We start from the raw sequence: 23,219 nt of genomic DNA on the forward strand, positions 1-23,219 counted from the left end.
AGTGAAACCGATTCGCTAGCCAAAGGCCAGAGTGTATCCGATTTTTTTTACTTCCCCGGTAAGCATATTTTTCAGGCGCTGAAGCCCCTCGGCGCTTGTGCTTTCCGCCCGCGCCACCAGGACGTTCTGCGTGTTGGAGGGGCGCAGCAGCCACCACCCGTCCGCCGTCGTCACCCGGATGCCATCAAGGGTATTGAGGTCAATCCCTTTATCGTTCCTGAGTTTAAGGTTTTCAAGCACGCGGGGGACGAGCGCAAACTTCTCCGCCTCGTCCACCTCGAAACGCACCTCGGGCGTATTGAACAGCTGGGGAAGGGAGGCGGTCAGGCCCGAAAGCCCGCCATCGGTCTCGGACAACGCATTGAGCAGCCGCACCGCGCAATACAAGGCATCATCGTAACCGTAATAGGTATCGGCGAAAAAGATATGCCCGCTCAGTTCCCCCGCCAGCGGCGCTTTCATTTCGATCATTTTATCCTTGATGACGGAATGTCCGGTTTTCCACATCACGGGTTGCCCGCCCAGCCGGGCAATCTCGTCGAACAGAATTTGCGAGCATTTGACATCGCCGATGACCGGCGCACCGGGATGATTTTGCAAAACCTCCCGTGCATAAAGCGCCAGCAGCGTATCGCAACGCAGGACCGCGCCGTGTTCGTCCACCACGCCGATCCGGTCGCCATCCCCGTCAAAGGCGATCCCGAGAGCGCAGCCATTCTCCTTTACCGCCTTCTGCAGATCTTCAAGGTTGGCATCGACGGTCGGGTCGGGGTGATGGTTGGGGAAACTCCCGTCGATCTCGGGATAAAGCAGGATGTGCGTCCCCGGAATCCGGTGGGTCAGCATCTTGAGGACTTCGCCGTTGGCCCCGTTTCCGGCGTCCCACGCGATGGTCATGGAGCGTGCCAGCTTGAGATCCTGCACCAGCCGCCGGATATAATCGGCCCGCAGGTCGATCTCGGTTCGACGCCCCGTTCCGCAGGCAAACATTCCTTCCGCCGCGATCCGTCCGATCTGCTGGATTTTGTCGCCGAATACCGGGCCGTCCTGCAGCGTCATTTTAAAACCGTTATAATCGGGAGGATTATGGGAACCAGTCACCATGATTCCGGCATCGGCCTTCAGGTGCTTGACGGAAAAATACAGCAGCGGAGAAGGGCCAAGCCCGATGAAATTAACATCCATCCCGCTCTCCATCAGTCCTGCGATCAGCGCCTCGGCAAGGGCAGGGGAGCTGTGCCGTCCGTCCATACCGACGCAGACGGCCTTCCCGCCGGAACGCGATAAATATGTGCCGAACGCCCGTCCGAGGGCCAAGGCATCGTTCGAACTGAGATTTTTCCCGACCTGCCCGCGGATGTCGTATTCGCGCAGGATCGTGGGGGCAAAGACGTAACCGTTCATGCCGCGAGTATAAGCGGCCTTTGCACTTACGTATAGCGCTTAAGCATATCCTTGACGCCCTTGCCAATTTCGGGATCGCTCAACCCATAGGCGATATTCGCCTCGATGAATCCCAAACGGCTGCCGCAATCATAGCTTTTGCCGCTAAAACGCATGGCGTTGAACGGCTGCTTGCCGATCAGCTTGGCCATGGCATCGGTCAACTGAATTTCCCCGCCCGCGCCCGTTTCGAACGCGCTGAGATACCCGAACAGCTCCGGCTGAAAAATATACCGCCCGACAACGGAAAGCGTGGAGGGCGCCTTCGCCGGCTCCGGCTTTTCGACCAACCCGTCCACGGGCATCAGGGCAAGACTCTGATCCTTGGTATCGATGATCCCGTATTTATTCGTCTCCTCGCGGGGAACCTCCTCGACGGCGATCAGGTTTCCTCCGGTCTGATTGTAAACATCGACCATCTCTTTCAGGCACGATTGCGATCCCTTCATCAGAACATCGGGCAGCAGGACGGCGAACGGCTCATCCCCGATCATCTTGGCCGCACACCACACGGCGTGCCCGAGGCCCAGCGGCTTGGGCTGGCGGGTGCAGAACAGACGCCCCGCCGGAATTTCCGACTCGCGCACTTTTTTCAGCAGGTCCGACTTATTGCGGGATTCCAGCGTATCCTCAAGTTCCGGCTGGTAATCGAAATGCTCCTCCAGCAATTCCTTGTGCCGCCCGGTGATGAAGATGAAATCCTCGATCCCCGCTTCCCGCGCTTCCTCGACGACGTGCTGGATCAAGGGCCGGTCGCAGATGGTCAGCATCTCCTTCGGCATGGCTTTCGTGGCGGGAAGGAATCGTGTCCCCAGCCCCGCGACGGGGAACACGGCTTTTTTGACGGGGCGTATTTCAGTTTTTTGACTCATGACTCAACCGTTCTCACTTTTTTTGAAGTCGCGTTAATACTTGCCACGCCGGAGCAGGCGATGCAAGCGTCCGCAAGGAAAGGCGGAAAAGGGGATGCAATCGCCATGCCGCGAAGCACTTTACGCTCGTCACTGCTTTGGTAAGGGAAAATACAAGAACGCAGGATAAAAGAACCGCCAATATTTATTTAAAACACAACGCTCACGACGATCACAAAGATAGGCAGATTCTGTCATACTCAATGATTATAAGGTCTTGCAGTTAGCGACCTGTTACACCTTCGCAGCAAATGATATTCTCTGGCTATGCAGAATTATAATACCTATGGAGAAAACGATGAATACACTTGAGAAGAGAATCGCAACTATTCGCGGAGAGGCGCTGGCGGCAAGCCTTCTGGCAAATATAGCCATACGGACTGCCCTTATGTCTTCTCCTGATCCTGAAAAGCTGCTAGCAGCCATGAACGCATATATTGAAGATACCTTAAATATGAGCGGACCTGCAAAAGGCGATTCTGAAGACGAGTTCAATACACAGATGCGTGAAACGGCTCGCTTTCAGGCTTTGCAGACATTAGACGCGATTGCTCGGAAAATAAAAAAATGAAAGACTAAAGTATAAAAATCGTTGTGATCGTTGTGGTCTTTGTGTTTTAAAAAAACATCTTTGTGTGTCCGTCTAATTGAATAAAATTTTGGCGGTATGAGTCACGAAAGAGGCCGCACCCGCCCCTGAAGCTTCTCCGGCCCAAGCTCCACGAGCAGCTTGCGAACCTCCTGCCGCGCTGAAACCTGCGAGAGTGTCAGCGGATGCTCAGGGCTTTCCTTGAGATCCAGAAGGGTCAGCCCTTTCAGGAATAATTCTTTAAAAATCACCCGTTCGTGAAAACCGGGAGCGATTCGGAATCCGTAAGGTTCGGTCAGCGATTCAAGGATTTTCCCGACATCCTGCTTGTTGCGGGCATTCAAAGAGGCCAGGCGATTACGCATAACAATCCAGTCGATGCTGCCTCCGTCACGCAGTTTGCGCTGGTTGCGCTGATCCTGCACCATCTTCGTGTAGATCGACGGCGCACGAACCGTCAGGGTATCCGGGTCGATATCCGCCAGAAGATCGAGGTCCACGAAACTGTCGTTCATCGGCGTAATCAGCGTGTCGGCATGGCTGTGGGCAAGGCGGCTGAGGAAACTGTCCGTCCCCGGCGTGTCGATGACGATGAAATGATGTGTGGCACCCAGCTCGGCCAGAGCCATTCCTAAAAATTCCTGCTCTTCCGCCCGTTGTTCGAGCACAGTATCCGCCTCGCTTCGCGGAATCGCCATATGGGACGGGCTGGGCAGGGGGTCGCGTGTGGATGTGATGAAATCGAATCGCTTCTTGAGATAGCGCGTGAACGTCCCCTGCCGCGCATCGAGATCAAGGCTCCCGACCTTATACCCCAGCCGCAGCAGGGCCACCGCCGTATGCATGGCGGCGGTCGATTTGCCCGACCCGCCCTTTTCGTTTCCGAAAACAATTATATGCGCCATATCTTGTGTCTTGAGTGGAAGGAACCGTAATATTATGCCACAACACCTGTAAGAGGGATGATGACAGAAAACGCATTACAAGTTCAAGACAGGCTGGCCGCTTTTCGTGCAAAGATTCAGGAATTCGGTCTGGACGGCTATATCGTGCCGCGTACCGACGAATACCAGAATGAATTTCTGGCGGCCTATGCCGAGCGCCTGAAATTCCTGACTGGTTTTACCGGCAGCGCGGGCACGGCGGTCATCTTAAGGTCTAAGGCCGTGGTCATGAGCGACGGCCGCTATACGATCCAACTGGAGCAGGAGGTCAATCTCGCCCTCTTTGAAACGGCGGACAGCACGAAGACAACCCCGGCCGACTGGCTGGAGAAAAATACCGGGCAGGGGCAGAGGATCGGCTTCGATCCCTGGCTGCACACCGCAAACCAGATCGAAGCCCTGAGAAAAAAACTGGACGGTAAGGCTACGCTGGTTCCGGTCAGCCCAAATATGGTGGACGCGCTCTGGCCCAACCGCCCCGGCCAGCCGATGAATCCGGCGGAACTCTTCCCCGACGAGGTGGCGGGGATGAATTCCTTGCAGAAACGCGAAAAAATTGCTGCCATCATGCACGAAAAGGGCGCGGATTCCTGTCTCATCACCATGACGGATTCGGTCTGCTGGCTGCTGAACGTGCGCGGGCGCGATATGCTCTACACGCCCTCGCTTCTGTCTTTTGCGATGCTTTACGCCGACGGATCGCTCGACTGGTTTATTGATCCGCGCAAGGTGACGCCGAACGTGCGCCAGCATCTGGGCGAAGCCGTGCGCGTCATCCCCAGAGAGGAAATGCCCGCCCGCCTCGCGCAGCTTTCAGGCCGTAAGGTCATGCTCGACCGCGAAAAATCGGCGCTTTGGTTCGAGGAAACGCTGAAAGCTTCAGGCGCACAGATCGTCGGCGAGAAAGACCCCATCGAACGCCTGAAAGCGATCAAGAGCGAAACCGAGATCGAGGCGGTCAGGCAGGCGCATATCCGTGACGCGATAGCCATGATCCAGCTCTTGCAGGAAATCGACACCGAAGCCCACAAGGGCCGCATGACGGAAATCTATATCGACGAACGCATCCAGATGCTCCGCGCCCAGCAGTTCGGCTATCAGGGGCCGAGCTTCGCCACCATCGCGGGATATGCGGACAACGGCGCGATCATCCACTATCGCGCCACGCCGGAAACGAACAAACAGATTACCCCGCCCGGCCTGCTGCTGATCGATTGCGGCGGCCAGTATATGTGGGGCACGACCGACATCACCCGTACGGTGGCCATCGGCCCCCCGACGCCGGAGATGAAGCGGCACTACACGCTGGTCCTCAAGGGCCACGTCGCTCTGTCCAAGGCGAAGTTCCCCGAAGGCACGACGGGCTTGCAGATCGACGCCCTTGCCCGCCAGCATCTCTGGGACGCCGGACTGGATTATGCCCATGGCACAGGCCACGGCGTCGGCTGCTATCTCGGCGTTCACGAAGGCCCGGCCTCCATTTCCCCGCGAGGTAAGGAAAAACTGGAAGTGGGAATGCTGCTCACCAATGAGCCGGGATATTATCTCAAGGGCTCCTACGGCATCCGCATCGAGAACATTATGCTCGTGCGCCTTGAAAAGGAGGAGGAGGGCGGCAAGAACCTCCTCGGCTTTAAGTCCATGACCCTCGTCCCCTACGATCAGAAACTGATCGAAAAGGAAATCCTCACCGCCGACGAACTCTCATGGCTGCGCGGTTATTATCTGGATATTGAGGAAACCATCGGTCCCCTCCTGCGCCCCGAAATGCAGAAATGGCTCAAGAAGCAGACGGCGTTTTTTCTCCAGTAAACCCGCCGCTCCGCAAAACTATCTAAGGCAAAACTTTGGTTTGATCCTTAGGATGACTTACTCTGGGTGCAGGCACCGGAGCCTTTTCAGCAGGAGGAGCTACAGCAGGGTCTTTGGGGCCTTTAGCAGGTTCGGCGGAGACAGAATCCATATTTGGTTCGGACGAATGCTCAGGGTCCGCATTCTCAGCCGACTGAGGTTCGCCCAGCTTGATAGTGGCTTTAAGTGTCTGTTTGTCTTCTTCTATAATGGCACTGTCATCACTCTTGGATGGGCCTTTATTCCCCTCTCCATCAACACTATCGGCATCGGCCGATGAATCCTCATCATCTTGATCCCGATCAGCATCCTCAAGAGTTTCTTCTGCTGGGGCAACGGATGAAGACATTCCCTGTGAAGATGATGTCTCTGGCTTTTGGTAGCTTTTCTCAGGATGAAATTTTACAAGTGAAAACAAGGTCTTTCCAAGAGGGGCATCCACTTGGGCAAGAGATCCCATATACTCCAAAACGACGATACCGTCCTTGTTGAATAAGGCTTGGATAATAACAGCGGTTACATAAGGGTATTTTTCAAGACCACGAAGCCTGATCTTGGTAGAGAGTATCCCATGAGAGCCGTCAGTAGCCATCCGCTCGTCAAACTTCAAATCCTCAAGCCTGAAATTAGGCAGATACTTGGAGACGTGCTCGGCGTGAAGCAAGACCTTAACGTCACCGAAATTTTTTTCTTGCTGTATTTGATATCCGAAAAAGTTAAAAAAAGTGCGGTGCCCCAACACAGGATCCTTAAAAGAAAACCGCCCTTGCTCCCTTTTTTCTTCTTTCACAAACTTAGGGGCGCCGAGTGCATAAGTGTTCTTTTCATCGGGGAGGACCAGGGTAAAAATACCTAAAGGCGACACATACTCCGCCCATCCTTCGCCGATCTTGCCTGGGATCCTAGCGTTACCGTCATAAAGTTTCAGGGAATTAAAAAACTCGTTGGCCTTGAAGGAGTACATCGACGGTTGCGGGCCAGCCAAAACAGCTTCTACCCTGGATACATCAGTATACATGACCTTAACGCGCAGGCCTTGTTCAGCACCATTCTCGGTAAAACTGAACATAAACTCCTTGCCAATAAATCCATCAATATTAACATCTTGCTGAGATTCTAGCTTAGCACCTAAGGCTTTCGTCGCTTTCTTAAACTTAAAAACATCCCGGTTCAAAAGGTCCTCTATTTTTGAGCTTCCTATGACTTCACCCAAAGTTTGGTCAACTTTAATTGAGTAGTTTCTCTTCGGAGCTTCAGGATTGTCTTCATCTTCAATCTCTGAGGTGACCTCGACTCTGAAAAGCACAGTCTCGTCGTCAACCCTCAGCGGGCTTGACTTTATTTTATAATTGGAGGGAAAACGGGCATCAAACGCACCGGAAACAGATTTATGATATTCCCAACGCACTTTTTCCTTCTTTGCAAACGCAGTAACGGCTGCAAACGTGAAAATAGAGATCAGGAGAAAAAATATTCTCAAATAGAAGATCTTACCGTTACCACGCATTTATATCTCCCAGATCAAAAATTAAGCGCCTACAGTAAAACGTACTGGTGGAGCGCAGCCATTCGAAAATAATCCCAGACCTAACAAAAAACTGCCAACGCTAAATTGGCAGTTTTCCTCAAAAATCTCAAAGCCCGATCCTAATGACCGTCGCGCTGGCGCTTCTTGCGTTCCATCTTGCGGAAACGGCGCACAGCCTCGGCCTTCTCGCGGGCCTTCTTTTCGGACGGTTTTTCGTAATTTTTGCGGAGCTTCATCTCGCGGAACAGGCCTTCGCGCTGCATTTTCTTCTTGAGGACGCGCAGCGCCTGATCGACGTTATTATCCTTGACGGTTACGGTTACCAAAGGTCATCTCTCCTTAAAATCTGTTAAAAACAGGCCAAAAGGCCACTAAATCACTCGAATAGCTATCTTAATCCATTCACGGTTGCCAAGGTCTTAACATTACCGGAGCCAAAAAAAAAGCAAAATCTTTGGCTGATGCGGCTTTTTAGCCTCTATCCGCCGCACTGTCACAGGTAATCCGTTCGGGAGTCGGCATTTTTTGATGCACCGCAGCGCAGACGGGAATGGAAAAAAGCCTTTAAAACAGTGTAGACTCAAGGCAAGAAAAAGCAAAATTTCACAGGGATTCGGCAACAATATGACCCGAAAAATCGAGGCTCCTGACCTGTTCCACGGGGCGACTGAGGGCGTCAGGACAGCGCTGGAACTGTTCAGCTCCGCCGTGCGGCACACGCTCCCCTCCCTGATCTGGGGGCGGACCCAGGAAATGACGGGATCGCCGGTGCTGGTGGTGCAGGGCTTCGCCATGCACGATATCTCCACATGGAACCTGCGCCGCCATCTGGACGATCAAGGCCATGACGCCTTCGACGGCGACATTGGCATCAATCTCGGCGTCCACAGTCACACCATCGAAAAACTGGAGGACAGACTGGCACAGATCATGGAGAAGCATCTGGGGAAAAAAGTCACGGTCATCGGCCACAGTCTCGGCGGGATTCAATCCCTCCTGCTCTCCTACCGCCACGCGGACAAAATCGACCGCCTGATCACGATGGGCAGCCCCTTCGGCGCCGCAAGAATGCAGGGCGGTACCAACCGCATCGTATACGGCGCCTATGAAATCCTCAACCCGGACGACGGTGATTTGGTGGAGGAACTGAGCGCCTATATGGAGGAGGGGCCACCCGATGTCGCGGTCACCTCTCTATTTTCCGCGGCGGACGGAGTAGTCGCCCCGCAATCCGCCATAAACCCGTGGGCCGAAGAGAGCCATCCCCGGACAGAGAACGTGCAGGTTCCGGGCTCCCATTGCGGCATGGTCGTAAATACGCAGGTCTGGAAAGTCCTCGCCGAACGACTTTCTGTATCGCCAACGAACTGGCGCCCCTTCGAATGGTCAGATGCGGAGCGCAGCGTGGACCTCGCACCCGATCTGATCCTAGAGAAAGCGTAAAGCCTACCCCGCCCGCGCCTTAAGATTCAGCGCCGCGTCGATCAGCGTCTTGGTATAATCCTGCCGCGGGTTTTCAAAAATCTGTTCCACCGTCCCGGCCTCCACGATCTTGCCGTCCTTCATGACCAGAACGTCGTGGCACATCGCCCGGATCACCCGCAGATCATGGCTGATAAAAAGATAGGACAGCCCGTGTTTCTGCTGCAACTCGCGCAGCAGATCAACGATCTCCGCCTGCACGGAGACATCCAGCGCCGAGGTCGGCTCGTCCAGCACCACAAAATCCGGGGCCAGCACAAGGGCGCGGGCAATCGCAATCCGCTGCCGCTGCCCGCCGGAGAATTCATGCGGGTAGCGATGGCGCGTCTCCGGGTCCATCTGCACGTCCTTGAGCGCATCAATCACCAGCACGTCACGCTGTTCGTCGGACAGGTCACGCTTGTGCAGCGCCAGCCCCTCGTCGATGATCTGCGCCACGCTCATGCGCGGAGAGAGCGATCCGAAAGGATCCTGAAACACAATCTGCATTTTCGAGCGCAAGGGCCGCATCTGCTTGCGCGAGAGGGGCGAAACATTCTGCCCCGCGAAAACGATGGTCCCCGTACTGGGCAGCATCCGCAAAAGCGCGAGCGCCAGCGTCGTCTTGCCTGATCCCGACTCGCCGACTACGCCCAGCGTATGCCCGCGCTTGAGAGTGACGTTCACATCATCCACCGCCTTCACGAAATCCAGCGGCTTTCCAAAAAAGCTTTTCCGCCGCGGGAAATAGACTTTAACGTTCTGCCCCTCAAGCAGGGCAGGGGCACCGGCATCGGCGGGCTTCACCCGGCCCGAAGGCTGCGCCGCCAGAAGTTTCTTTGTATAGGAATGTTGCGGCTTGGAAAATAAATCATCGGTCGGTTGCACCTCGACCAGTTCGCCGCTTTTCATGACGCAGATTTTATCCGCCATCTTGCGGACGACGGACAGGTCGTGCGAAATCAGCATCAGCGCCATGCCCAGTTGCGTCTGGAGTTCCTCCAGTAGCTCAAGAATCTGCGCCTGAATGGTGACATCGAGCGCGGTTGTGGGTTCATCGGCAATCAGCAGGGACGGATTGTTCGCCAGCGCCATCCCGATCATCACCCGCTGCCGCTGCCCGCCGGAAAGCTGGTGAGGATAGGAATCAAGCCGATCCTTCATACTCGAAAGCCCGACCATATCCATGAGTTCCAGCATCCGCGCCTTCGTCTGCGCGGCGTTCATCCCCTGATGAATCCGCAGCACTTCGCCGATCTGCCGCTCGATCGTGTGCAGCGGGTTGAGCGCGGTCAAAGGCTCCTGAAAGATCATCCCGATTTCCCGGCCTCTGATCGCGCACATCGCGCCGTCTTTCTTGGCGATCAGGTCTTCGCCGTTGAAAAGGATTTTGCTCTCCGCGCTGTGCGAAGCCAGCGGATAGGGCAGGAGCTTCATGACCGAAAGCGCGGTCACCGATTTCCCCGATCCGCTCTCACCGACGACGGCGACCGTTTCCCCTTTGCCGATGGTAAAGCTGACGTTTTTTACGGCATTAAATGCGCCGGAGGGCGTTTTGAAATCGACGCTGAGATTTTGAATCTGCAGGAGAGGATCGAACATCCGGCTAATATATATCTTTTACGCAAGGAGAAAAGAGCAGATAGGGACTTAATTCAATGGCTCGCGTGGATCGGCGTAGAGAACCACATCCCCATCCTGTTGCAGCCGGGCAAGGAAATAAAATTTGACTTCCTCGTGCCGAATCTGCGACCGCCTCATAAGGACAGCGATATCTTTGAAGACCTGCTCCGCCCCCTCGTCGTAGCGCTGCTTGAAATCCCGCGCCGCCGCGAAATGAGCGCCGATTCCCATCGGCCGGACAGCCTGAATCTGGGCCTGCTGTTCCTGGAAGAGTCTTACAAGATGCTGGTTGCTGCGAAGAGATTCATAAGCGCAAGCAAGCGCGAAGGACTTATCGGTCCGCTTGAACTTCTGCGGTGTGGTGTCAAGAAGGGCGCAAAGATCGTCAGATCCGGGCTCGGTACCCAGAAACGTCATGCACGAATGGAGAAGATCGTAATCGGGCCTCGGGTTTTCGGGATATTCGGGCGCGTCTTTCATCGCCCCCCAGATCTGCTGCATCATGAACGCCGCCCCCTTGCGGGCGTCCGCGTAAATTTGTGTAATGGTCAGCCCGACAGGGGAAAGCACAGGATCGGCCTTGCGTTTGAGGTCTTCGGTCGGTGCGCCGATCGTGTCGTCAGGCGTGGCCAGTCCGGTTTGCGCCAGCAACATAATAAGAATCTCATAACGGGAGTTATTGATAAAATCATGGACATCCACTGACTCCGCACGGCCTTCGTCAGCCCTCTGAGCCAGCGACCGGATATTTCCGGCCACCTCATGCACGGCCTTGATCAGAAGATCGTTTTCCTCGTTGGTCATGGTTTATTTTAAAGCATAAACGGCACAAAGAGAGAAATTAATGCACATATCCCGGACTGCTCTCCGCCTTGGGGATTTGCCCCTCCATTTCCAGCCGGGTCACGATATAAGCGGAGACCTCCTTGAAGGTCAGGCCGAAAGGTTCCATCAGCCGCTTTAACTCAAGGCCGACAGGATTGGAGGCGCGGGTAAAGCTGGCCTCCAGACGGTTTTCAAGACTGGGTCGGGGGCGTACTTCCCCATCCTCCGAGGCAGACGGCGCAAGCTGCCCCGCGACAATCTGCAGCAATCCGCGCTTATGGCGGAGGTGATTGTAAATACCGGCCAGCGCGTAGGATTTATCGATCCTGCGGAACGCCTCGGGCGTGGTGTCCAGAAGTTCGCACATTTCCGGGGAGCCAGGGCGTATACCCAAAAAATGCAGGGCATGATGCAGGCTCTGGTATTCGTCGGAAACCTTGACCGGAGTGTAATAGGAAGAATTTAGCCCCTCCCAGGAGTTTTTGGCGATAAAAATACTTCCCTTGCGTGCATCCTGATAGAGTTGCTGGATGTCGGTTCCCGAAGGTGCAAGAACGGGGTTAACCTTTTCTGTCAAAACAGGAGAAGGAGGTTGACGGGAATCCTCGGCATGGGCCAGTCCGGCTTGTGCGAGAGGAAAAATCAGCGCGTCATAGGAATAATCCTGCAGATATTCAAAAGGGCTGAGATTTTCCGGGTGTCCGGAATCGATACTCTCGGCCAGTGAACGGATGTTCCGGGCGACCTTATGGATGGCATCGAACAAAGTTCTGTAATCCTGCTCGCGCATTGCAACCTCTATTGAACGGGAGCGGGTGGCCCGTCGGGGTTGTAACCCTCCATCTCCATCCGCGTGGCGAAATAGAACTGCGTTTCCTGATCGTTGAGGCCCGACTGCTTCATGATTCTATTGATATCATTAATGACCTGCGGCATCCCGCGCATATACCGCTCGACATATTCGACGGCGGCATCGAAAGAAGGAGAAAGCGCCTTGTCCTGCCGGCGTTGGAGGAGAGGTTGATGAAGGAATTGTGCGACGACGTGATGATCCTTGAAGCAATCATAAGCGGCGGCCAGAGCATAGGATTTATCAATTTTCTGAAACTCTTCCTTCGTCGCGCCAAGAGCGCTCAGGGCTTGCTCCGATCCGGGCGTCAAGCCAAGAAATTCAAAGGAATAATGAAGCGAGTCATAGAGAGCCGAGGCATCCTTCGGAAAATCAGGATGGGCCTTCATTTCATCCCAGGCGCTTTTAAGGACAAACAGACGTCCCTTGCGGGCATCGTCATAAACCTCGTCGATGGTGAACCCTATAGGCGCCAGCAGGGGATTGGCGTTTTGACGCAAATCCTCGGTCGGCGCACGTCCGGCATCTTCGGGGGTCGCAAGTCTTGCCTTGGCTAGCGTGGAAATCAGCACGTCATAGGTAAAGTCATTGACATACTCAAACCCATCGACAGGCGCCGTCCGGCCCTGTTCGACCTCCCGAGCCAGAGTCCGTATATTCTGCGCCACCTCTTGCACGGCGGCGGCGATGTCATCGTCTTGTTTATCCCGCATGGCCGAATTTTAGCCTTTTTTGACCCGCAAAACAGCAAAAATATTATTGGAAATCCGCTTCTCGACGGACTGCATATCGGAAAGCGCCAATTCATGCAGTTTACAGCCCTTCTTTTCCGCCATTTTTACGATAGTTCCGGTGATATGGTGCGCGTCCCGGAACGCAATCCCCAGCTCCATAACCAGCCAGTCCGCCAGCCGCGTAGCCGTGGTATACCCGTCCTCGGCGGCCTCCAGCATCCGCGCCGTATCAAAGGTCGCGGTCTCCAGCATCCCGCGCATGGCCTGTAAGCACAAAGCCAATGTATCGAACGAGTCGAACACGGGCGCCTTGTCTTCCTGCAAATCCTTATTGTACGCCAGCGGCAGCCCCTTCAGCACAGTCATCAGATTGTTAAGATTACCGCCCAGCCGCCCGGTTTTGGCGCGGATCAGTTCCGCCGCGTCCGGGTTTTTCTTCTGCGGCATGATCGAGCTGCCCGTACTCCAGGTGTCCGAGAGCCGGATAAACCCGAACTGCGGTGTGGACCACAGGACAATCTCCTCCGCCAGCCGCGAGAGGTTCAGCCCGCACTGCACGCAGGCGAACAGGAACTCGGTGGCGAAATCGCGCGACGAAACCCCGTCCATCGTGCTGGCCGTGGGGCGGTCGAAGCCCAGCGCCTTCGCGGTCATCTTCCGGTCGATCTTGTAGGGCGTCCCCGCCAGCGCCGCCGAACCGAGAGGGCATTCATTCAGCCGCTTGCGGCCATCCGCAAACCGCGAGAGATCCCGCTCCAGCATTTGTACGTAGGCTTCGAGATGCAGGGCAAGGGTAATCGGCTGCGCCGCCTGCAGGTGCGTAAAACCCGGCATCGGGTCTTTCTTGTGCTTGGCGGCAAGGTCGTTCAGCGTGTCGGTGAGGTCGGTGATATAAAGCGACAGATCGTCGATGGCATCACGCACCCACAACCGGAAATCCGTCGCGACCTGGTCGTTCCGCGACCGGGCGGTGTGCAGCTTTCCGGCAGCATCGCCGATAATCTCCTTCAGCCGCGACTCGATGTTCATATGAATGTCCTCAAGCTCGGTCTTGAAGACGAAGGAACCGCTTTCGATCTCCTTCTCGATTTGGGCAAGCCCCTTGAGGATTTTCTGGGCATCGGCCTTGGGAATAATCTCCTGTTTCGCCAGCATTTCGCAATGCGCGACCGAACCGGCGATATCCTGCCGCCAGAGCCGCTGGTCGATGGAAATCGAGGCGTTGATCTGGTCCAGAAGAGCATCCGGCTTGTCCTCAAACCGCCCGCCCCACATGGTGTTGGAGGAATTTTTCTTGCTTTTTTTCATCGCAGAGGCCGCTATTTCAAGGAGTTAACGCACAGTCCAGCGATTATTTTTTTACTTCAATTAACACCCCCGCGCCAGTTTAAAAAGCTGTTTTTATTATCGGAAATTGGTTATAGTTAGGGAGAAAACCAAGGCTAGCTGAGGTAGGCGGAGACTAATGGGTAAGGATGTCATGGTTGGTGACTTGATGGTCATTGACTTTCATTCAAAGCATTTAACACCTGAAATTCAGGCATGGAAGGAACAGGCCGCTGTTCCTTTCGCGGCCAGTTGCGCCCGCCAGATCTGGTACGGGACTGAGGATGATTTTAGAGATTTTCCTTATCCCGAAAATAGGGATGCGGTTAAAACTCTGAAGGGAGCGGAGGGTTATTCCGCACTGCTGCGCGTTTTATCCGGATTCGAAAGCAACCGCCTCGGCGAGACACATGTGAAAAGCCAGTTTGACGAAGGCTGGCGCTGCTTCAACGACGAACACCCCGACAAGGCGGAAGGTTATCAACGTCTGATCGGAATGTTAAGAGAGGATGTGAATTTCATCCGTAACGACATTGCCTCGGCCTTTAAGTATCAAAGGCATGAAATGTCCGCACGCGATCTTTCCGGCCAGAAAAAGGGAGAGGAACTTCTGGTTATCGGCAGCGTGAGCAAGGCAGGAATCGTGTCCGCCTTCACGGAAGGCATAATTCGAGTATCGGAAAACAGGCAGAAAAATAATGATCATTTCCTTCGGGTCACACATCCCGACCCGGACACTCTCCAAACTATGCGCAACGCTCTTCTGCAGATGAAACAGGATAAAAAACTTCGCACGAATATAGAATTTGTCGATTTCGATCTGATCGGAAAGCTGATGGACGTGAGTGATCGGGTCTACGTGGACTTGCCGATGGGGTCGGACCCAGAAGGAGAGGCTCAGATCATCGCCGCATGGCGCGACAGGACCAGAAACGACAACACTTTAACCCATCTCCGCGGCGATCCGCACAACCGGGCTCTTTCGACCTCCCTTTGGGCGGAAGCCGGCTTGGACAATTACTTTTCACCTGAAGATATCCGTCACGACATGGCGGAAAGAGGGCGCAATAACCGCAAGGTGCTTGAAAACGCGGATGTCGCATTTGATCTGTGCGGCCAGTTGCGTTTGGCAGGGCGCAAGCCGATGAATTGCATCGTGCAGACCGATGATTTGTCTCTCGCCGTTTTGGGAATGCAGATGCCTCCCGAAACCGAGCCGGCTTAAAAAATTCCTACATATCCCGCTCAAGCTCGGGTGGCATCCGCACGGCATGAATCCCGCGCTCATGCAGGATCGCGCCGATCTCCTCCATCGCCCCCATCAGAACCTCACGGATTTGCGCGGCGGCCTCTTCGCCGCCGACCTGATGCCGGAAGGCTTGCTCAAGACTGTCTCCGGTGGTCTGCCGCAAATTGAGCCGCAACCCCGTGGCATCGTCCGTGCAGGACAGCCCGCCGTGATCGTCCAGAGGCGTGACGTGAAGAAGCGGGCTGTGGTGGTGTCCGTTGGTGCTCATGATCCTGTCCTGTTCTATAAGTTTTTGTTTATTCAGAACAGTTTAAAGGAAAAACGGGCCGGGGCCAAAGAAAAACTCTGGAAACAGCGATTTAGGCGGCCTGAACCTTGGCCCAGACCAGTTGTATAATATCGTCGATTGTATAGGCGTTTTCTGCCTCTTCACCCGAAATCTGGATGGAAAAGTCCTGCTCCAGAGACAAAACGATTTCATCACCGGCCCATTCGTCCTCATAAAGAAAAAATTTAAGGTTGGATGAAAAACTGTCCGTGGGATGGAGCCGGGAGAAATCGCAATCCAAATATTCCTCAAGAATTTGTAGAACTTTAACAACGACATTCTCGGCAATATCTGTCTCGCTATAAAAAGTTCTATAAAATTCTTCCTTGCTTAGAGGCGTTCGCCCCTCAAAGAGCTTTTCAATAAGCCTCTTCCGCTTCCTTTCATCATACTTGATGGCAAAAAAGATAATGACCAGTGCCAAAACGGCGATGATCGCCAATTTGAGGAGATATCCCATCGTCCTGACCGTTCAGGCGCACACGGTTCAGGCCGCCTTGCTGCCCTTCTTCTTGGCCTTCCGCCGAACGATCGTGTTATTCCGCAGGCGCACGGCGTTGATGCGGATGAACCCTTGCGCGTCCACCTGATTATATCCGCCTTCCTCGTCCATGCTAGACTGCTTGGGGTCGTAGAGGGCGTTGGGGGAGGTGCGCGCGACCGGATAGGCGCGGCCCTTGAACAGTTGCACCGTGACCGCGCCGTTCACCGGCTCCTGCGCCTTGTCCATGAAATGCATGAGCAACTCGAACTCCGGCGCGAACCAGAACCCGTTATAGATCAGCTCGGCGACCTTCAGCGCCATCAGGTCGCGCAGCTTCATCACTTCGCGATCCATCGTGAGCCCTTCAAGGTCGCGGTGCGCCTGCCGCAGGATTTCCCCTCCCGGCGTCTCATAAACCCCGCGCGATTTGATACCGACGAAGCGGTTCTCCACCATGTCCATCCGCCCGATCCCGTGGCGGCTGCCGACCGTGTTGAGATAGGTGAACAGCTCCAGCGCCCCTGTTTTCTTTGTGCCGTCATCCTTGTTTTCAACTTTGACCGGAAGACCCTCTTCAAACGTCAAAACCACAGTCTCGGCCTGATCCGGCCATTGGTCAGGATGGGAGGTGCGCGAATAAATCTCCTCATCGCACGCCGCGCCGGGATCTTCCAGAATCCCCGCTTCGTGGGAAATGTGCAGCAGGTTATCATCCTCGGAATACGGCTTCTTGTGCGTGGCCGTGACGGGTATGCCGTATTGCTGCGCGTAATTGAGCATATCCGTGCGCCCCCGGAAGCGCGTCAAAAATTCCGGCATCTTCCACGGCGCGATGACCTTGATATCCGGCTTGAGGGCGTAATACGTCAGCTCGAACCGCACCTGATCGTTACCCTTTCCGGTCGCCCCGTGCGCGACATATTCGGCATTCTCCTTCTCGGCAATTTTAATCTGATGCTTGGCGATGATGGGCCGCGCAACCGAGGTGCCAAGCAGGTAACGCCCCTCATACACCGCCTGCGATTTGAAAGTCGGGAAGATGTAATCGGTGACGAATTCCTCGCGCAGATCCTCGATATACACCTTCGACGCGCCGACCTTAAGCGCCTTGGCCTCTGCGGCCTTGAAATCCTCGTCCTGCCCCACATTGGCAATAAAGGCGATCACCTCGTATTCCTGCTCAATCAGCCATTTCAGAATGACCGATGTATCCAGCCCGCCCGAATAGGCGAGAACGATTTTGCCTTTTTTTGCCATGATCTTAACTCTCTTGATCTCAGTTCAAACCAGCCCCTTATTTAGGCCATCGCCGCTAAAAAGTGAAGCGGAAAGCAGAAGAGCAAATCCAAATCCAAATCCAAATCCAAATCCAAATCCAAATCCAAATCCCTTCGGTATGAAAGAGGCAAATCAGTCGGCGGGATCCACAGGGGGAGGGGGCTTGTTCTTGTCCTCAAGCCGCTCGATCCGCCCACGCAGATGATCCAGCTCATCGCCCTGCCAGCGCAGGGAACCGTGAAACCCGGCCATGAAGGAATCCATGGTTGAAATGCGTGAATCAATGCGCCGCACCGCCTCCTTCAGAACGGAAACATCGGCCTTCAGCACCGCAACATCGCCTTGGATGTTATGGAGGATAGGAATAACGATGTCATCAATCTTATCGCCCATGGAATAAGACTACAGCAGAGTTTTTGTTCTGTCTATGTTCTTCTTTTGCATGGGAGTGATTTATAAACAAATCGCAAAAGTATAGAAGGCAATGTGGGCCCGTTCTTAAGGTCTTTCTCATGGTGATGAGTTTAGTAAACAGGAGAAATTTTAGGTGGTACTCATTAAAGGTTCATACCATTGTAAAACACTTGACATATATACAAAAGGAGAACGAACCACGTCGCCAATCTTGATTTTGTAACCCCATATCGAAAGCCCGCCCAAAGAACAAAAAGCAAGGGTGTGGAACCTATCAGATAAGGAGCCATATTCAGATAGTAGTCACCGCCAAAATGAAAGTCGTCCCAAAAATCTTAGAGTAAGCCCATAAAAAAACTTGACCCCAATGAAACTAGACCAAAAGAAAAAAATGGAATTCCAAGTGTAAAAAACCAAAAATAATTTACGGCTTCATAAAGACAATCTGACTTAAGAGAAGAGACATAATACACAAAGGGAAAGCAACTGCCTGTAAAATGATCGCGAGGACCAGAAGGTATGAGAGAGAGCAGCCAGTTACAAAAAACGATAGTATTTCCAACAATCAAATACAGAGACAAACAACAGCAAAATTTTTCGTAATATTTCGTATATCTGAAATCCAAAAAAGCCTGAAAAAGCAAAAACAGGCAGATTACAAAAAAATGATAACCATAGTAATTTTCAAAAAGAGGCCAGGAAAACCAAACCCAGAGCCCAGTGGCAGATAAAAAAACCAGACCAAAACTGAACGTCAGAAAAGTCCAAAGAAGTACTTTTTTGAAATCAATCTTCAGCAACGCCTCCTACCCTTTCTTCTTCACCCTCACTCCGGCTTCCTCAAGGCACCACGCCAGAATCGCCTTCTGCGCGTGCAGGCGGTTTTCCGCCTCGTCATAGATTACGCTGGCGGATGTCTTCAAAACCTCCGGCGTCACTTCCTCGTTCTGGTGGATGGGCATACAATGCATGAAAATCGCCCCGTCCTTCGCCTGCGCCATCAGCGCCGCATTCACCTGATACGGCATGAATTTATCAATCGACTTGCCTTCCTGCCCCATCGAAACCCAGGTGTCGGTGACGATGACATCCGCGCCTTTCGCCGCCGCCTTGGCGTCTTCCTGATAGGTCACGTCCGCGCTGGTCTTCGCGGGTTTGAGGTCCGGCGGGGTGGAGATGACAAGATCGAACCCGAAAATCGGCGCCGCCTGCGCGAAGGTCTTGCACACGTTGTTATAATCCCCGAACCACACGATTTTCTTGCCCTCAATCGCGCCGAGCTTCTCCTCGATGGTCAGCAAATCCGCCATGATCTGGCAAGGATGGGATTCATCCGTCATCCCGTTGATGATCGGAATCGTTGCCCAGCCGGCCAGTTCCTCCATCAGCTCATGGCTGCTCATCCGCAGCATCACGGCATCGACGAAGCGTGAGAGAACCTTGGCCGTATCCTCCACCGTCTCGGACCCGGCGATCTGCATCTCGCCCATATTCATGACAATCGTATGCCCGCCGAGCTGCTTCATAGCCACCTCAAAGGAAAGACGCGTACGCGTGGAACGCTTGTCGAACGCCATCACCAGCGACAGCCCCTCAAGGATCTGCGGCGGGTTGTATTTGTCCCGCTTGAGGGCGTGCGCGTGCTCCAGAATACCCTTGAGAGTGTCCGGCCCGATATCGGGGAGGTTGATGAAATGTCTGATGCTCATTTAAAAATCCTTTATTATTATACTAAACACAACGACCACTACGTTCACAACGAAAGCCCGCACAAAAGCGCCGCAGACGCAAAAAATGATCCAATTTATTTTTGCCTCCGTCGGTTTTAAACCACCATTCTTTTAATACCCTCTTTCAGCATACGGGTATTGAAGTTAACGATCAAACCCAGCCTGATCTCCGACAGTTGCAGATATGTCATAAGTTGCGCCTGATGGATAGGTAGGATTTTTTCAACGCATTTCAACTCCACAATCACGCAATTCTCGACAACCAGATCAAGCCTGTAACCGGCATCAATCAGAACGGTTTCATGTTTGATTGGCAGTATTTTCTGGCGTTCCGTCTTAAGTCCTTGAACTTGAGTGAGTTCATAACACAAAAGATGCTCATACGCGCTTTCCAGAAGGCCCGGCCCATAAAGACGGTGGATTTTAAACGCACTGTCCAGAATTTTCGAAGACACTTCGTTTTCAAGGCTGTCCTGATCCAAAACAGCTTTAATCTCGTTTTCGTTGTGTTCTTCGAGTGCGTTGTGTTTCATAAAACTAATCCATCTCCTTGAGTGTCTTGCCAATAATCGCAAGCGCCTCGTGAGCCTGCTCCTCTTTCAGAATGAGAGGAGGGGTCAGGCGCAGGGTATTCTCGCCCGCCTTGGTGGCCATTAGCCCGTTTTTCTGCAGCGCTTTGAGCAAATCTGTGCATTTGGTGTTCGTATCCACCCCGATCATCAGGCCTTTGCCCTTGATATCGGTGATCTTGTTCGACTCGCGCTGGAGCTGCTTCAACCCCTCGAACAGCACACCGGAAACCTTTTTGACGTTGGACAGGAACCCGCGCTTGAGCATCTGCTTGATGACCGTAGCGGCAACGGCGCAGGCCAGCGGATTACCGCCGTAAGTCGTGCCATGTGTGCCCACGACGATCGCCGAGCCGAACTTGCGCTTGGCCGCCATCGCGCCCACAGGGAAGCCCCCGCCCATCCCTTTCGCCCACGCCGCGATATCCGGCTCGACTTTAAAGCTTTCATAGGCGTTGAATGTGCCCAGCCGCCCGAACCCCGCCTGAACCTCATCGAAGATCAGGCAGATATTGTTCTCGTCGCACAGCGTCCGCAAACCCTTGAGAAAGGGAAGTTCAGCCACCGCCAGACCGCCTTCGCCCTGCACGGGCTCGACGATGATTGCCGCCGTTTTATCGGAGATCAGAGCCTTGACGGACTCCAGATCGTTGAATTTCGCGAAATGCACGCCTTCGATATAAGGCCCGAAATAGGGCTGGCTCATCCGCTTTTCCGTCACGCTGGCCGAACCGTAGGTCCGCCCGTGGAAGCTGTTGCGGAACGCGATGATCTCGTTGCAGTGCGGCCCCTTGGTATCGTACGCCCATTTCCGCGCGCATTTGAGGGCCGCCTCCACGCTCTCCGTCCCGCTGTTGGAAAAATAGATCTGGTCGAAGCAGGAATGTTTGACCAGCAACTCGGCGGCCTCCATCTTCTCCGGCGTGGCGTAGGAGGACTGACAGGCCATCAGCCGCCCCGCCTGCCTCTTGATCGTTTTCAAAATCGCCGGATTCGCATGACCGAGCGATGCCACAGCGATCCCCGCCGCGAAGTCCAGATACTTCTTCCCGTCCGTGTCATAGGCGTAGCAGCCTTGTCCGTGGTCCATCGCCACCGGCTGCGCGTCATAGGTGCTGACCAGCACGGCCTTGGTTCTGTCGATAATCTCTTGGGCGGTGGGGTGTGTCATGATGAATCTCCGGTATGTTCATAATCAGAAAATTTGGACCTTGTTTTTTTTACTTGAGTATTATGAGCCTGTTCATTCGCTGCTGATCGACTCTCGCTGTTAACTAAAAAGATAAAAAGTTTTGAGATTGATACTATCCCTAAAAAGAACAACACATACAAAAAGCCAAAAAATCTTGCATAAAGGGAAGAGTCAGTAGATTTAAGACCGAACTGCAAAGGAAAGAGTAAAAGAAACAAACACAGAAAAAGTGATATAGAAACAGATTTTATACTTCCCCCAAAATCCCTGACTCTTTTATAAAGAAAGACGAGAAAGACATAAGACCCTACAAGCAAAACGATCCAGAATAAGTAAAGATTTTTCTGATTACTTACCACTAAAATGAGGGGAACATAAACCATAACTGCGATGAGAAATTGCTCTCTATTCGCCCGCCCTTGCCGTATGTCCAGCAGCGCCCACATCACCCTCTCCCCTTGAACTCTTGGATTTCTGCGGAAGCCTTGCTGGGCGCGGGGGCGCCAGCCTCATCCGCCCCGTCCGCCGGAGCGCCAGCCGCAGTCCCCTTCTTGAAAATCAGAACCAGATAATACCCGGCAATCACCAGCCACAGCAAACTGTTCAGCGGATTGTTCGAGAGCAGGAAGGCAAAAATGCTCCTCCAGAAATCGGTGTTCTGGCCGGACTCCAGCGCCTCCGCCGAGAAGGACAGCGCCCAGACATAAAGCCGGCTGAGCAGCCCGATTACCGCGGGAAACGTATGCGTGCCGATATCCCGCAGCCTCCGAACCTCGATCAGCAGGCCGATATAAAGCGAAACCGCAACCGCCATAGGCATATAAAGAAATTGCGCGATTTCATGCGGGATATGGATAATGACGGGCATCAGCAGGATAAACAGCGGTACAAAAATAAAAAAGTAAAAGACAAAATACGCGATCAGGAATTCGATCCTGTTATACCGCCCGACCCGGATGTCCAGAAACTGCCACACTACTTCCGCGCCTCGATTAGTTTCTGCACCTCGACTTCGTTGAGGTAGTTCTGCCGCTCCTCCTCGGGCAGCACCATGGTGCCGGGGCTGACCGACTCGTAAATCTCCTTGTACAACGCATCCTCGCGCAGGCCGTTAATCAGGTGGATGCGCTTCACGCCGCCCTCCAGAGCCCGCAGGCAGTTCTCCAGCTTCACCTTCATGCCGCCCGTCGCCGTGCCGTCCTTGATGTATTGCGAAATCTGCTTCGAGGTAATCATGAAGGCGGTTTTCCCGTTGACCATCACGCCGTCGACATCGCTCAGGAAAATCAGCTTGTGCGCGCCCGTGCCGATGGCCAGTTCCGTGGACACCGAGTCCGCGTTGATATTCACCAGATGCCCCTCCCGGCTCATGGTCAGGCAGGGGCAGGCGATGAAGTTGGTGACGCGCAGCAGGCGGTTGATCGGGCGCTTGAAAACATCCTTGATATCCCCCACGAACCCGTAATCAATCGGCTTCTTCGGGCGCAGCTCCACGCGCATCCAGTCCGAAGGCACGGCATTGAGCGCCAGCCCTTCGAGGTTGTTCTTGTGCATCCCCTGATAGACGCGTAACGACAGATCGCCCCCCACGACTTCGCGCAGCAGGCCCATAGTGGCGGCATCCGTCACGCGCCGCCCGTCCTTGCGTTTGACGCCGATCCCCCGCGCCTCGACCGCCCGGTCCACCAGACCGCCATGCCCGTAGATCAGGATGACCTTCACCCCATGCACCGTCAAAGAGCGGATATTCGCCAGCAGATTATCCAAAGCATCCGGGTTTTCGATGATTTGCCCACTCGCCTTCACGATGAACAGATTGTCGCGGAACTTGCTCTCGTAGAACGCGTTGATGAACAGGTCGGGCAGGGGCTTGGGTTTCTTTTTGGCCAT

The 23,219-nt window shown here is 54.0% G+C and carries 24 protein-coding genes; 4 read left to right on the forward strand and 20 right to left on the reverse strand.

Translation table 11 applies throughout. The features are described from left to right. Positions 1 to 15 precede the first annotated feature (15 nt). Both IPN28_06265 and galU read right to left on the reverse strand, forming a co-directional pair. A complete protein-coding gene (locus tag IPN28_06265) occupies positions 16 to 1,404 on the reverse strand; it encodes a phosphomannomutase/phosphoglucomutase (GenBank protein QQS58416.1) in 1,389 nt (462 codons plus the stop codon). 26 nt (positions 1,405 to 1,430) lie between these two features. Then, positions 1,431 to 2,315, reverse strand: coding sequence for a UTP--glucose-1-phosphate uridylyltransferase GalU (galU, locus tag IPN28_06270; protein QQS58417.1), 885 nt, complete (start codon positions 2,313 to 2,315; stop codon positions 1,431 to 1,433). A 337-nt stretch (positions 2,316 to 2,652) separates the two neighbouring features. Here galU and IPN28_06275 point away from each other — a divergent pair, with 337 nt between their 5' ends. Then, a complete protein-coding gene (locus tag IPN28_06275) occupies positions 2,653 to 2,925 on the forward strand; it encodes a hypothetical protein (GenBank protein QQS58418.1) in 273 nt (90 codons plus the stop codon). Between the two features lie 101 nt (positions 2,926 to 3,026). Here the strand turns inward: IPN28_06275 and IPN28_06280 are convergent, their stop codons facing one another. Beyond that, positions 3,027 to 3,848, reverse strand: a complete 822-nt coding sequence (locus IPN28_06280; protein QQS58419.1) for an AAA family ATPase — start codon at positions 3,846 to 3,848, stop codon at positions 3,027 to 3,029. Positions 3,849 to 3,905: 57 nt separating this feature from the next. Between IPN28_06280 and IPN28_06285 the strand changes: the two genes are divergently transcribed. Continuing rightward, positions 3,906 to 5,699 carry an aminopeptidase P family protein gene (locus IPN28_06285; protein ID QQS58420.1) on the forward strand — a complete coding sequence of 598 codons (1,794 nt, stop codon included), beginning with the start codon at positions 3,906 to 3,908 and terminating at the stop codon, positions 5,697 to 5,699. A 22-nt stretch (positions 5,700 to 5,721) separates the two neighbouring features. On the opposite strand, the gene IPN28_06290 is transcribed toward IPN28_06285, so the two are convergent. Continuing rightward, positions 5,722 to 7,245: a hypothetical protein gene (locus IPN28_06290; protein QQS58421.1), complete on the reverse strand. Its 1,524-nt coding sequence runs from the start codon at positions 7,243 to 7,245 to the stop codon at positions 5,722 to 5,724. Between the two features lie 140 nt (positions 7,246 to 7,385). Next, positions 7,386 to 7,592, reverse strand: coding sequence for a 30S ribosomal protein S21 (locus IPN28_06295; protein QQS58422.1), 207 nt, complete (start codon positions 7,590 to 7,592; stop codon positions 7,386 to 7,388). A 298-nt stretch (positions 7,593 to 7,890) separates the two neighbouring features. Here IPN28_06295 and IPN28_06300 point away from each other — a divergent pair, with 298 nt between their 5' ends. Continuing rightward, positions 7,891 to 8,709 (forward strand): alpha/beta fold hydrolase, encoded by an 819-nt coding sequence (locus IPN28_06300; protein QQS58423.1) that lies wholly within the window; start codon positions 7,891 to 7,893, stop codon positions 8,707 to 8,709. A 3-nt stretch (positions 8,710 to 8,712) separates the two neighbouring features. Here the strand turns inward: IPN28_06300 and IPN28_06305 are convergent, their stop codons facing one another. Genes IPN28_06305 through argH form a run of 5 tightly spaced genes read right to left on the reverse strand, consistent with a single transcriptional unit; the run spans position 8,713 to position 14,034 of the window. Beyond that, positions 8,713 to 10,329: an ABC transporter ATP-binding protein gene (locus IPN28_06305; GenBank protein ID QQS58424.1), complete on the reverse strand. Its 1,617-nt coding sequence runs from the start codon at positions 10,327 to 10,329 to the stop codon at positions 8,713 to 8,715. Between the two features lie 48 nt (positions 10,330 to 10,377). Beyond that, a complete protein-coding gene (locus tag IPN28_06310) occupies positions 10,378 to 11,154 on the reverse strand; it encodes a hypothetical protein (protein ID QQS58425.1) in 777 nt (258 codons plus the stop codon). Positions 11,155 to 11,191: 37 nt separating this feature from the next. After that, entirely contained in the window at positions 11,192 to 11,965 is a 774-nt protein-coding gene (locus IPN28_06315) for a hypothetical protein (protein ID QQS58426.1), read from the reverse strand. Between the two features lie 8 nt (positions 11,966 to 11,973). Beyond that, entirely contained in the window at positions 11,974 to 12,738 is a 765-nt protein-coding gene (locus IPN28_06320; GenBank protein QQS58427.1) for a hypothetical protein, read from the reverse strand. 9 nt (positions 12,739 to 12,747) lie between these two features. Further along, complete coding sequence (argH, locus tag IPN28_06325) at positions 12,748 to 14,034, reverse strand: argininosuccinate lyase (protein ID QQS58551.1); 1,287 nt, start codon at positions 14,032 to 14,034, stop codon at positions 12,748 to 12,750. Between the two features lie 190 nt (positions 14,035 to 14,224). Between argH and IPN28_06330 the strand changes: the two genes are divergently transcribed. Next, complete coding sequence (locus tag IPN28_06330) at positions 14,225 to 15,310, forward strand: hypothetical protein (protein QQS58428.1); 1,086 nt, start codon at positions 14,225 to 14,227, stop codon at positions 15,308 to 15,310. Positions 15,311 to 15,317: 7 nt separating this feature from the next. Here the strand turns inward: IPN28_06330 and IPN28_06335 are convergent, their stop codons facing one another. From IPN28_06335 to IPN28_06380, 10 genes are all read right to left on the reverse strand, one after another. After that, positions 15,318 to 15,602 (reverse strand): hypothetical protein, encoded by a 285-nt coding sequence (locus tag IPN28_06335; protein QQS58429.1) that lies wholly within the window; start codon positions 15,600 to 15,602, stop codon positions 15,318 to 15,320. A gap of 91 nt (positions 15,603 to 15,693) precedes the next feature. After that, entirely contained in the window at positions 15,694 to 16,122 is a 429-nt protein-coding gene (locus IPN28_06340) for an acyl carrier protein (protein QQS58430.1), read from the reverse strand. 27 nt (positions 16,123 to 16,149) lie between these two features. After that, positions 16,150 to 17,403 (reverse strand): argininosuccinate synthase, encoded by a 1,254-nt coding sequence (locus IPN28_06345; protein QQS58431.1) that lies wholly within the window; start codon positions 17,401 to 17,403, stop codon positions 16,150 to 16,152. Between the two features lie 153 nt (positions 17,404 to 17,556). Continuing rightward, entirely contained in the window at positions 17,557 to 17,817 is a 261-nt protein-coding gene (locus IPN28_06350) for a hypothetical protein (protein QQS58432.1), read from the reverse strand. An 827-nt stretch (positions 17,818 to 18,644) separates the two neighbouring features. Beyond that, positions 18,645 to 19,547 carry an ornithine carbamoyltransferase gene (gene argF, locus IPN28_06355; protein QQS58433.1) on the reverse strand — a complete coding sequence of 301 codons (903 nt, stop codon included), beginning with the start codon at positions 19,545 to 19,547 and terminating at the stop codon, positions 18,645 to 18,647. A gap of 116 nt (positions 19,548 to 19,663) precedes the next feature. Then, complete coding sequence (locus IPN28_06360; GenBank protein QQS58434.1) at positions 19,664 to 20,101, reverse strand: GxxExxY protein; 438 nt, start codon at positions 20,099 to 20,101, stop codon at positions 19,664 to 19,666. A 4-nt stretch (positions 20,102 to 20,105) separates the two neighbouring features. Continuing rightward, on the reverse strand, positions 20,106 to 21,308 hold the full coding sequence (locus IPN28_06365) for an aspartate aminotransferase family protein (protein ID QQS58435.1): 1,203 nt from the start codon (positions 21,306 to 21,308) through the stop codon (positions 20,106 to 20,108). Next, positions 21,305 to 21,775 carry a hypothetical protein gene (locus IPN28_06370; protein QQS58436.1) on the reverse strand — a complete coding sequence of 157 codons (471 nt, stop codon included), beginning with the start codon at positions 21,773 to 21,775 and terminating at the stop codon, positions 21,305 to 21,307. Before IPN28_06370 ends, IPN28_06365 begins: the two co-directional genes overlap by 4 nt. Further along, a complete protein-coding gene (locus tag IPN28_06375) occupies positions 21,775 to 22,305 on the reverse strand; it encodes a hypothetical protein (protein QQS58437.1) in 531 nt (176 codons plus the stop codon). Before IPN28_06375 ends, IPN28_06370 begins: the two co-directional genes overlap by 1 nt. Beyond that, positions 22,305 to 23,219, reverse strand: a complete 915-nt coding sequence (locus IPN28_06380; GenBank protein ID QQS58438.1) for a hypothetical protein — start codon at positions 23,217 to 23,219, stop codon at positions 22,305 to 22,307. The genes IPN28_06375 and IPN28_06380 overlap by 1 nt, the downstream gene beginning before the upstream one ends.

The organism is Alphaproteobacteria bacterium (assembly GCA_016699735.1).
GTDB lineage: Bacteria > Pseudomonadota > Alphaproteobacteria > Micavibrionales > Micavibrionaceae > JAGNKE01.

Coding starts and splice junctions, on each gene's coding strand:
- IPN28_06265 (QQS58416.1), bottom strand. CDS start 1,404: ATGAACGGTTACGTCTTTGCCCCCACGATCCTGCGCGAATACGACATC.
- galU (QQS58417.1), bottom strand. CDS start 2,315: ATGAGTCAAAAAACTGAAATACGCCCCGTCAAAAAAGCCGTGTTCCCC.
- IPN28_06275 (QQS58418.1), top strand. CDS start 2,653: ATGAATACACTTGAGAAGAGAATCGCAACTATTCGCGGAGAGGCGCTG.
- IPN28_06280 (QQS58419.1), bottom strand. CDS start 3,848: ATGGCGCATATAATTGTTTTCGGAAACGAAAAGGGCGGGTCGGGCAAA.
- IPN28_06285 (QQS58420.1), top strand. CDS start 3,906: ATGATGACAGAAAACGCATTACAAGTTCAAGACAGGCTGGCCGCTTTT.
- IPN28_06290 (QQS58421.1), bottom strand. CDS start 7,245: ATGCGTGGTAACGGTAAGATCTTCTATTTGAGAATATTTTTTCTCCTG.
- IPN28_06300 (QQS58423.1), top strand. CDS start 7,891: ATGACCCGAAAAATCGAGGCTCCTGACCTGTTCCACGGGGCGACTGAG.
- IPN28_06305 (QQS58424.1), bottom strand. CDS start 10,329: ATGTTCGATCCTCTCCTGCAGATTCAAAATCTCAGCGTCGATTTCAAA.
- IPN28_06310 (QQS58425.1), bottom strand. CDS start 11,154: ATGACCAACGAGGAAAACGATCTTCTGATCAAGGCCGTGCATGAGGTG.
- IPN28_06315 (QQS58426.1), bottom strand. CDS start 11,965: ATGCGCGAGCAGGATTACAGAACTTTGTTCGATGCCATCCATAAGGTC.
- IPN28_06320 (QQS58427.1), bottom strand. CDS start 12,738: ATGCGGGATAAACAAGACGATGACATCGCCGCCGCCGTGCAAGAGGTG.
- argH (QQS58551.1), bottom strand. CDS start 14,034: ATGTGGGGCGGGCGGTTTGAGGACAAGCCGGATGCTCTTCTGGACCAG.
- IPN28_06330 (QQS58428.1), top strand. CDS start 14,225: ATGGGTAAGGATGTCATGGTTGGTGACTTGATGGTCATTGACTTTCAT.
- IPN28_06335 (QQS58429.1), bottom strand. CDS start 15,602: ATGAGCACCAACGGACACCACCACAGCCCGCTTCTTCACGTCACGCCT.
- IPN28_06340 (QQS58430.1), bottom strand. CDS start 16,122: ATGGGATATCTCCTCAAATTGGCGATCATCGCCGTTTTGGCACTGGTC.
- IPN28_06345 (QQS58431.1), bottom strand. CDS start 17,403: ATGGCAAAAAAAGGCAAAATCGTTCTCGCCTATTCGGGCGGGCTGGAT.
- IPN28_06350 (QQS58432.1), bottom strand. CDS start 17,817: ATGGGCGATAAGATTGATGACATCGTTATTCCTATCCTCCATAACATC.
- argF (QQS58433.1), bottom strand. CDS start 19,547: ATGAGCATCAGACATTTCATCAACCTCCCCGATATCGGGCCGGACACT.
- IPN28_06360 (QQS58434.1), bottom strand. CDS start 20,101: ATGAAACACAACGCACTCGAAGAACACAACGAAAACGAGATTAAAGCT.
- IPN28_06365 (QQS58435.1), bottom strand. CDS start 21,308: ATGACACACCCCACCGCCCAAGAGATTATCGACAGAACCAAGGCCGTG.
- IPN28_06370 (QQS58436.1), bottom strand. CDS start 21,775: ATGTGGGCGCTGCTGGACATACGGCAAGGGCGGGCGAATAGAGAGCAA.
- IPN28_06380 (QQS58438.1), bottom strand. CDS start 23,219: ATGGCCAAAAAGAAACCCAAGCCCCTGCCCGACCTGTTCATCAACGCG.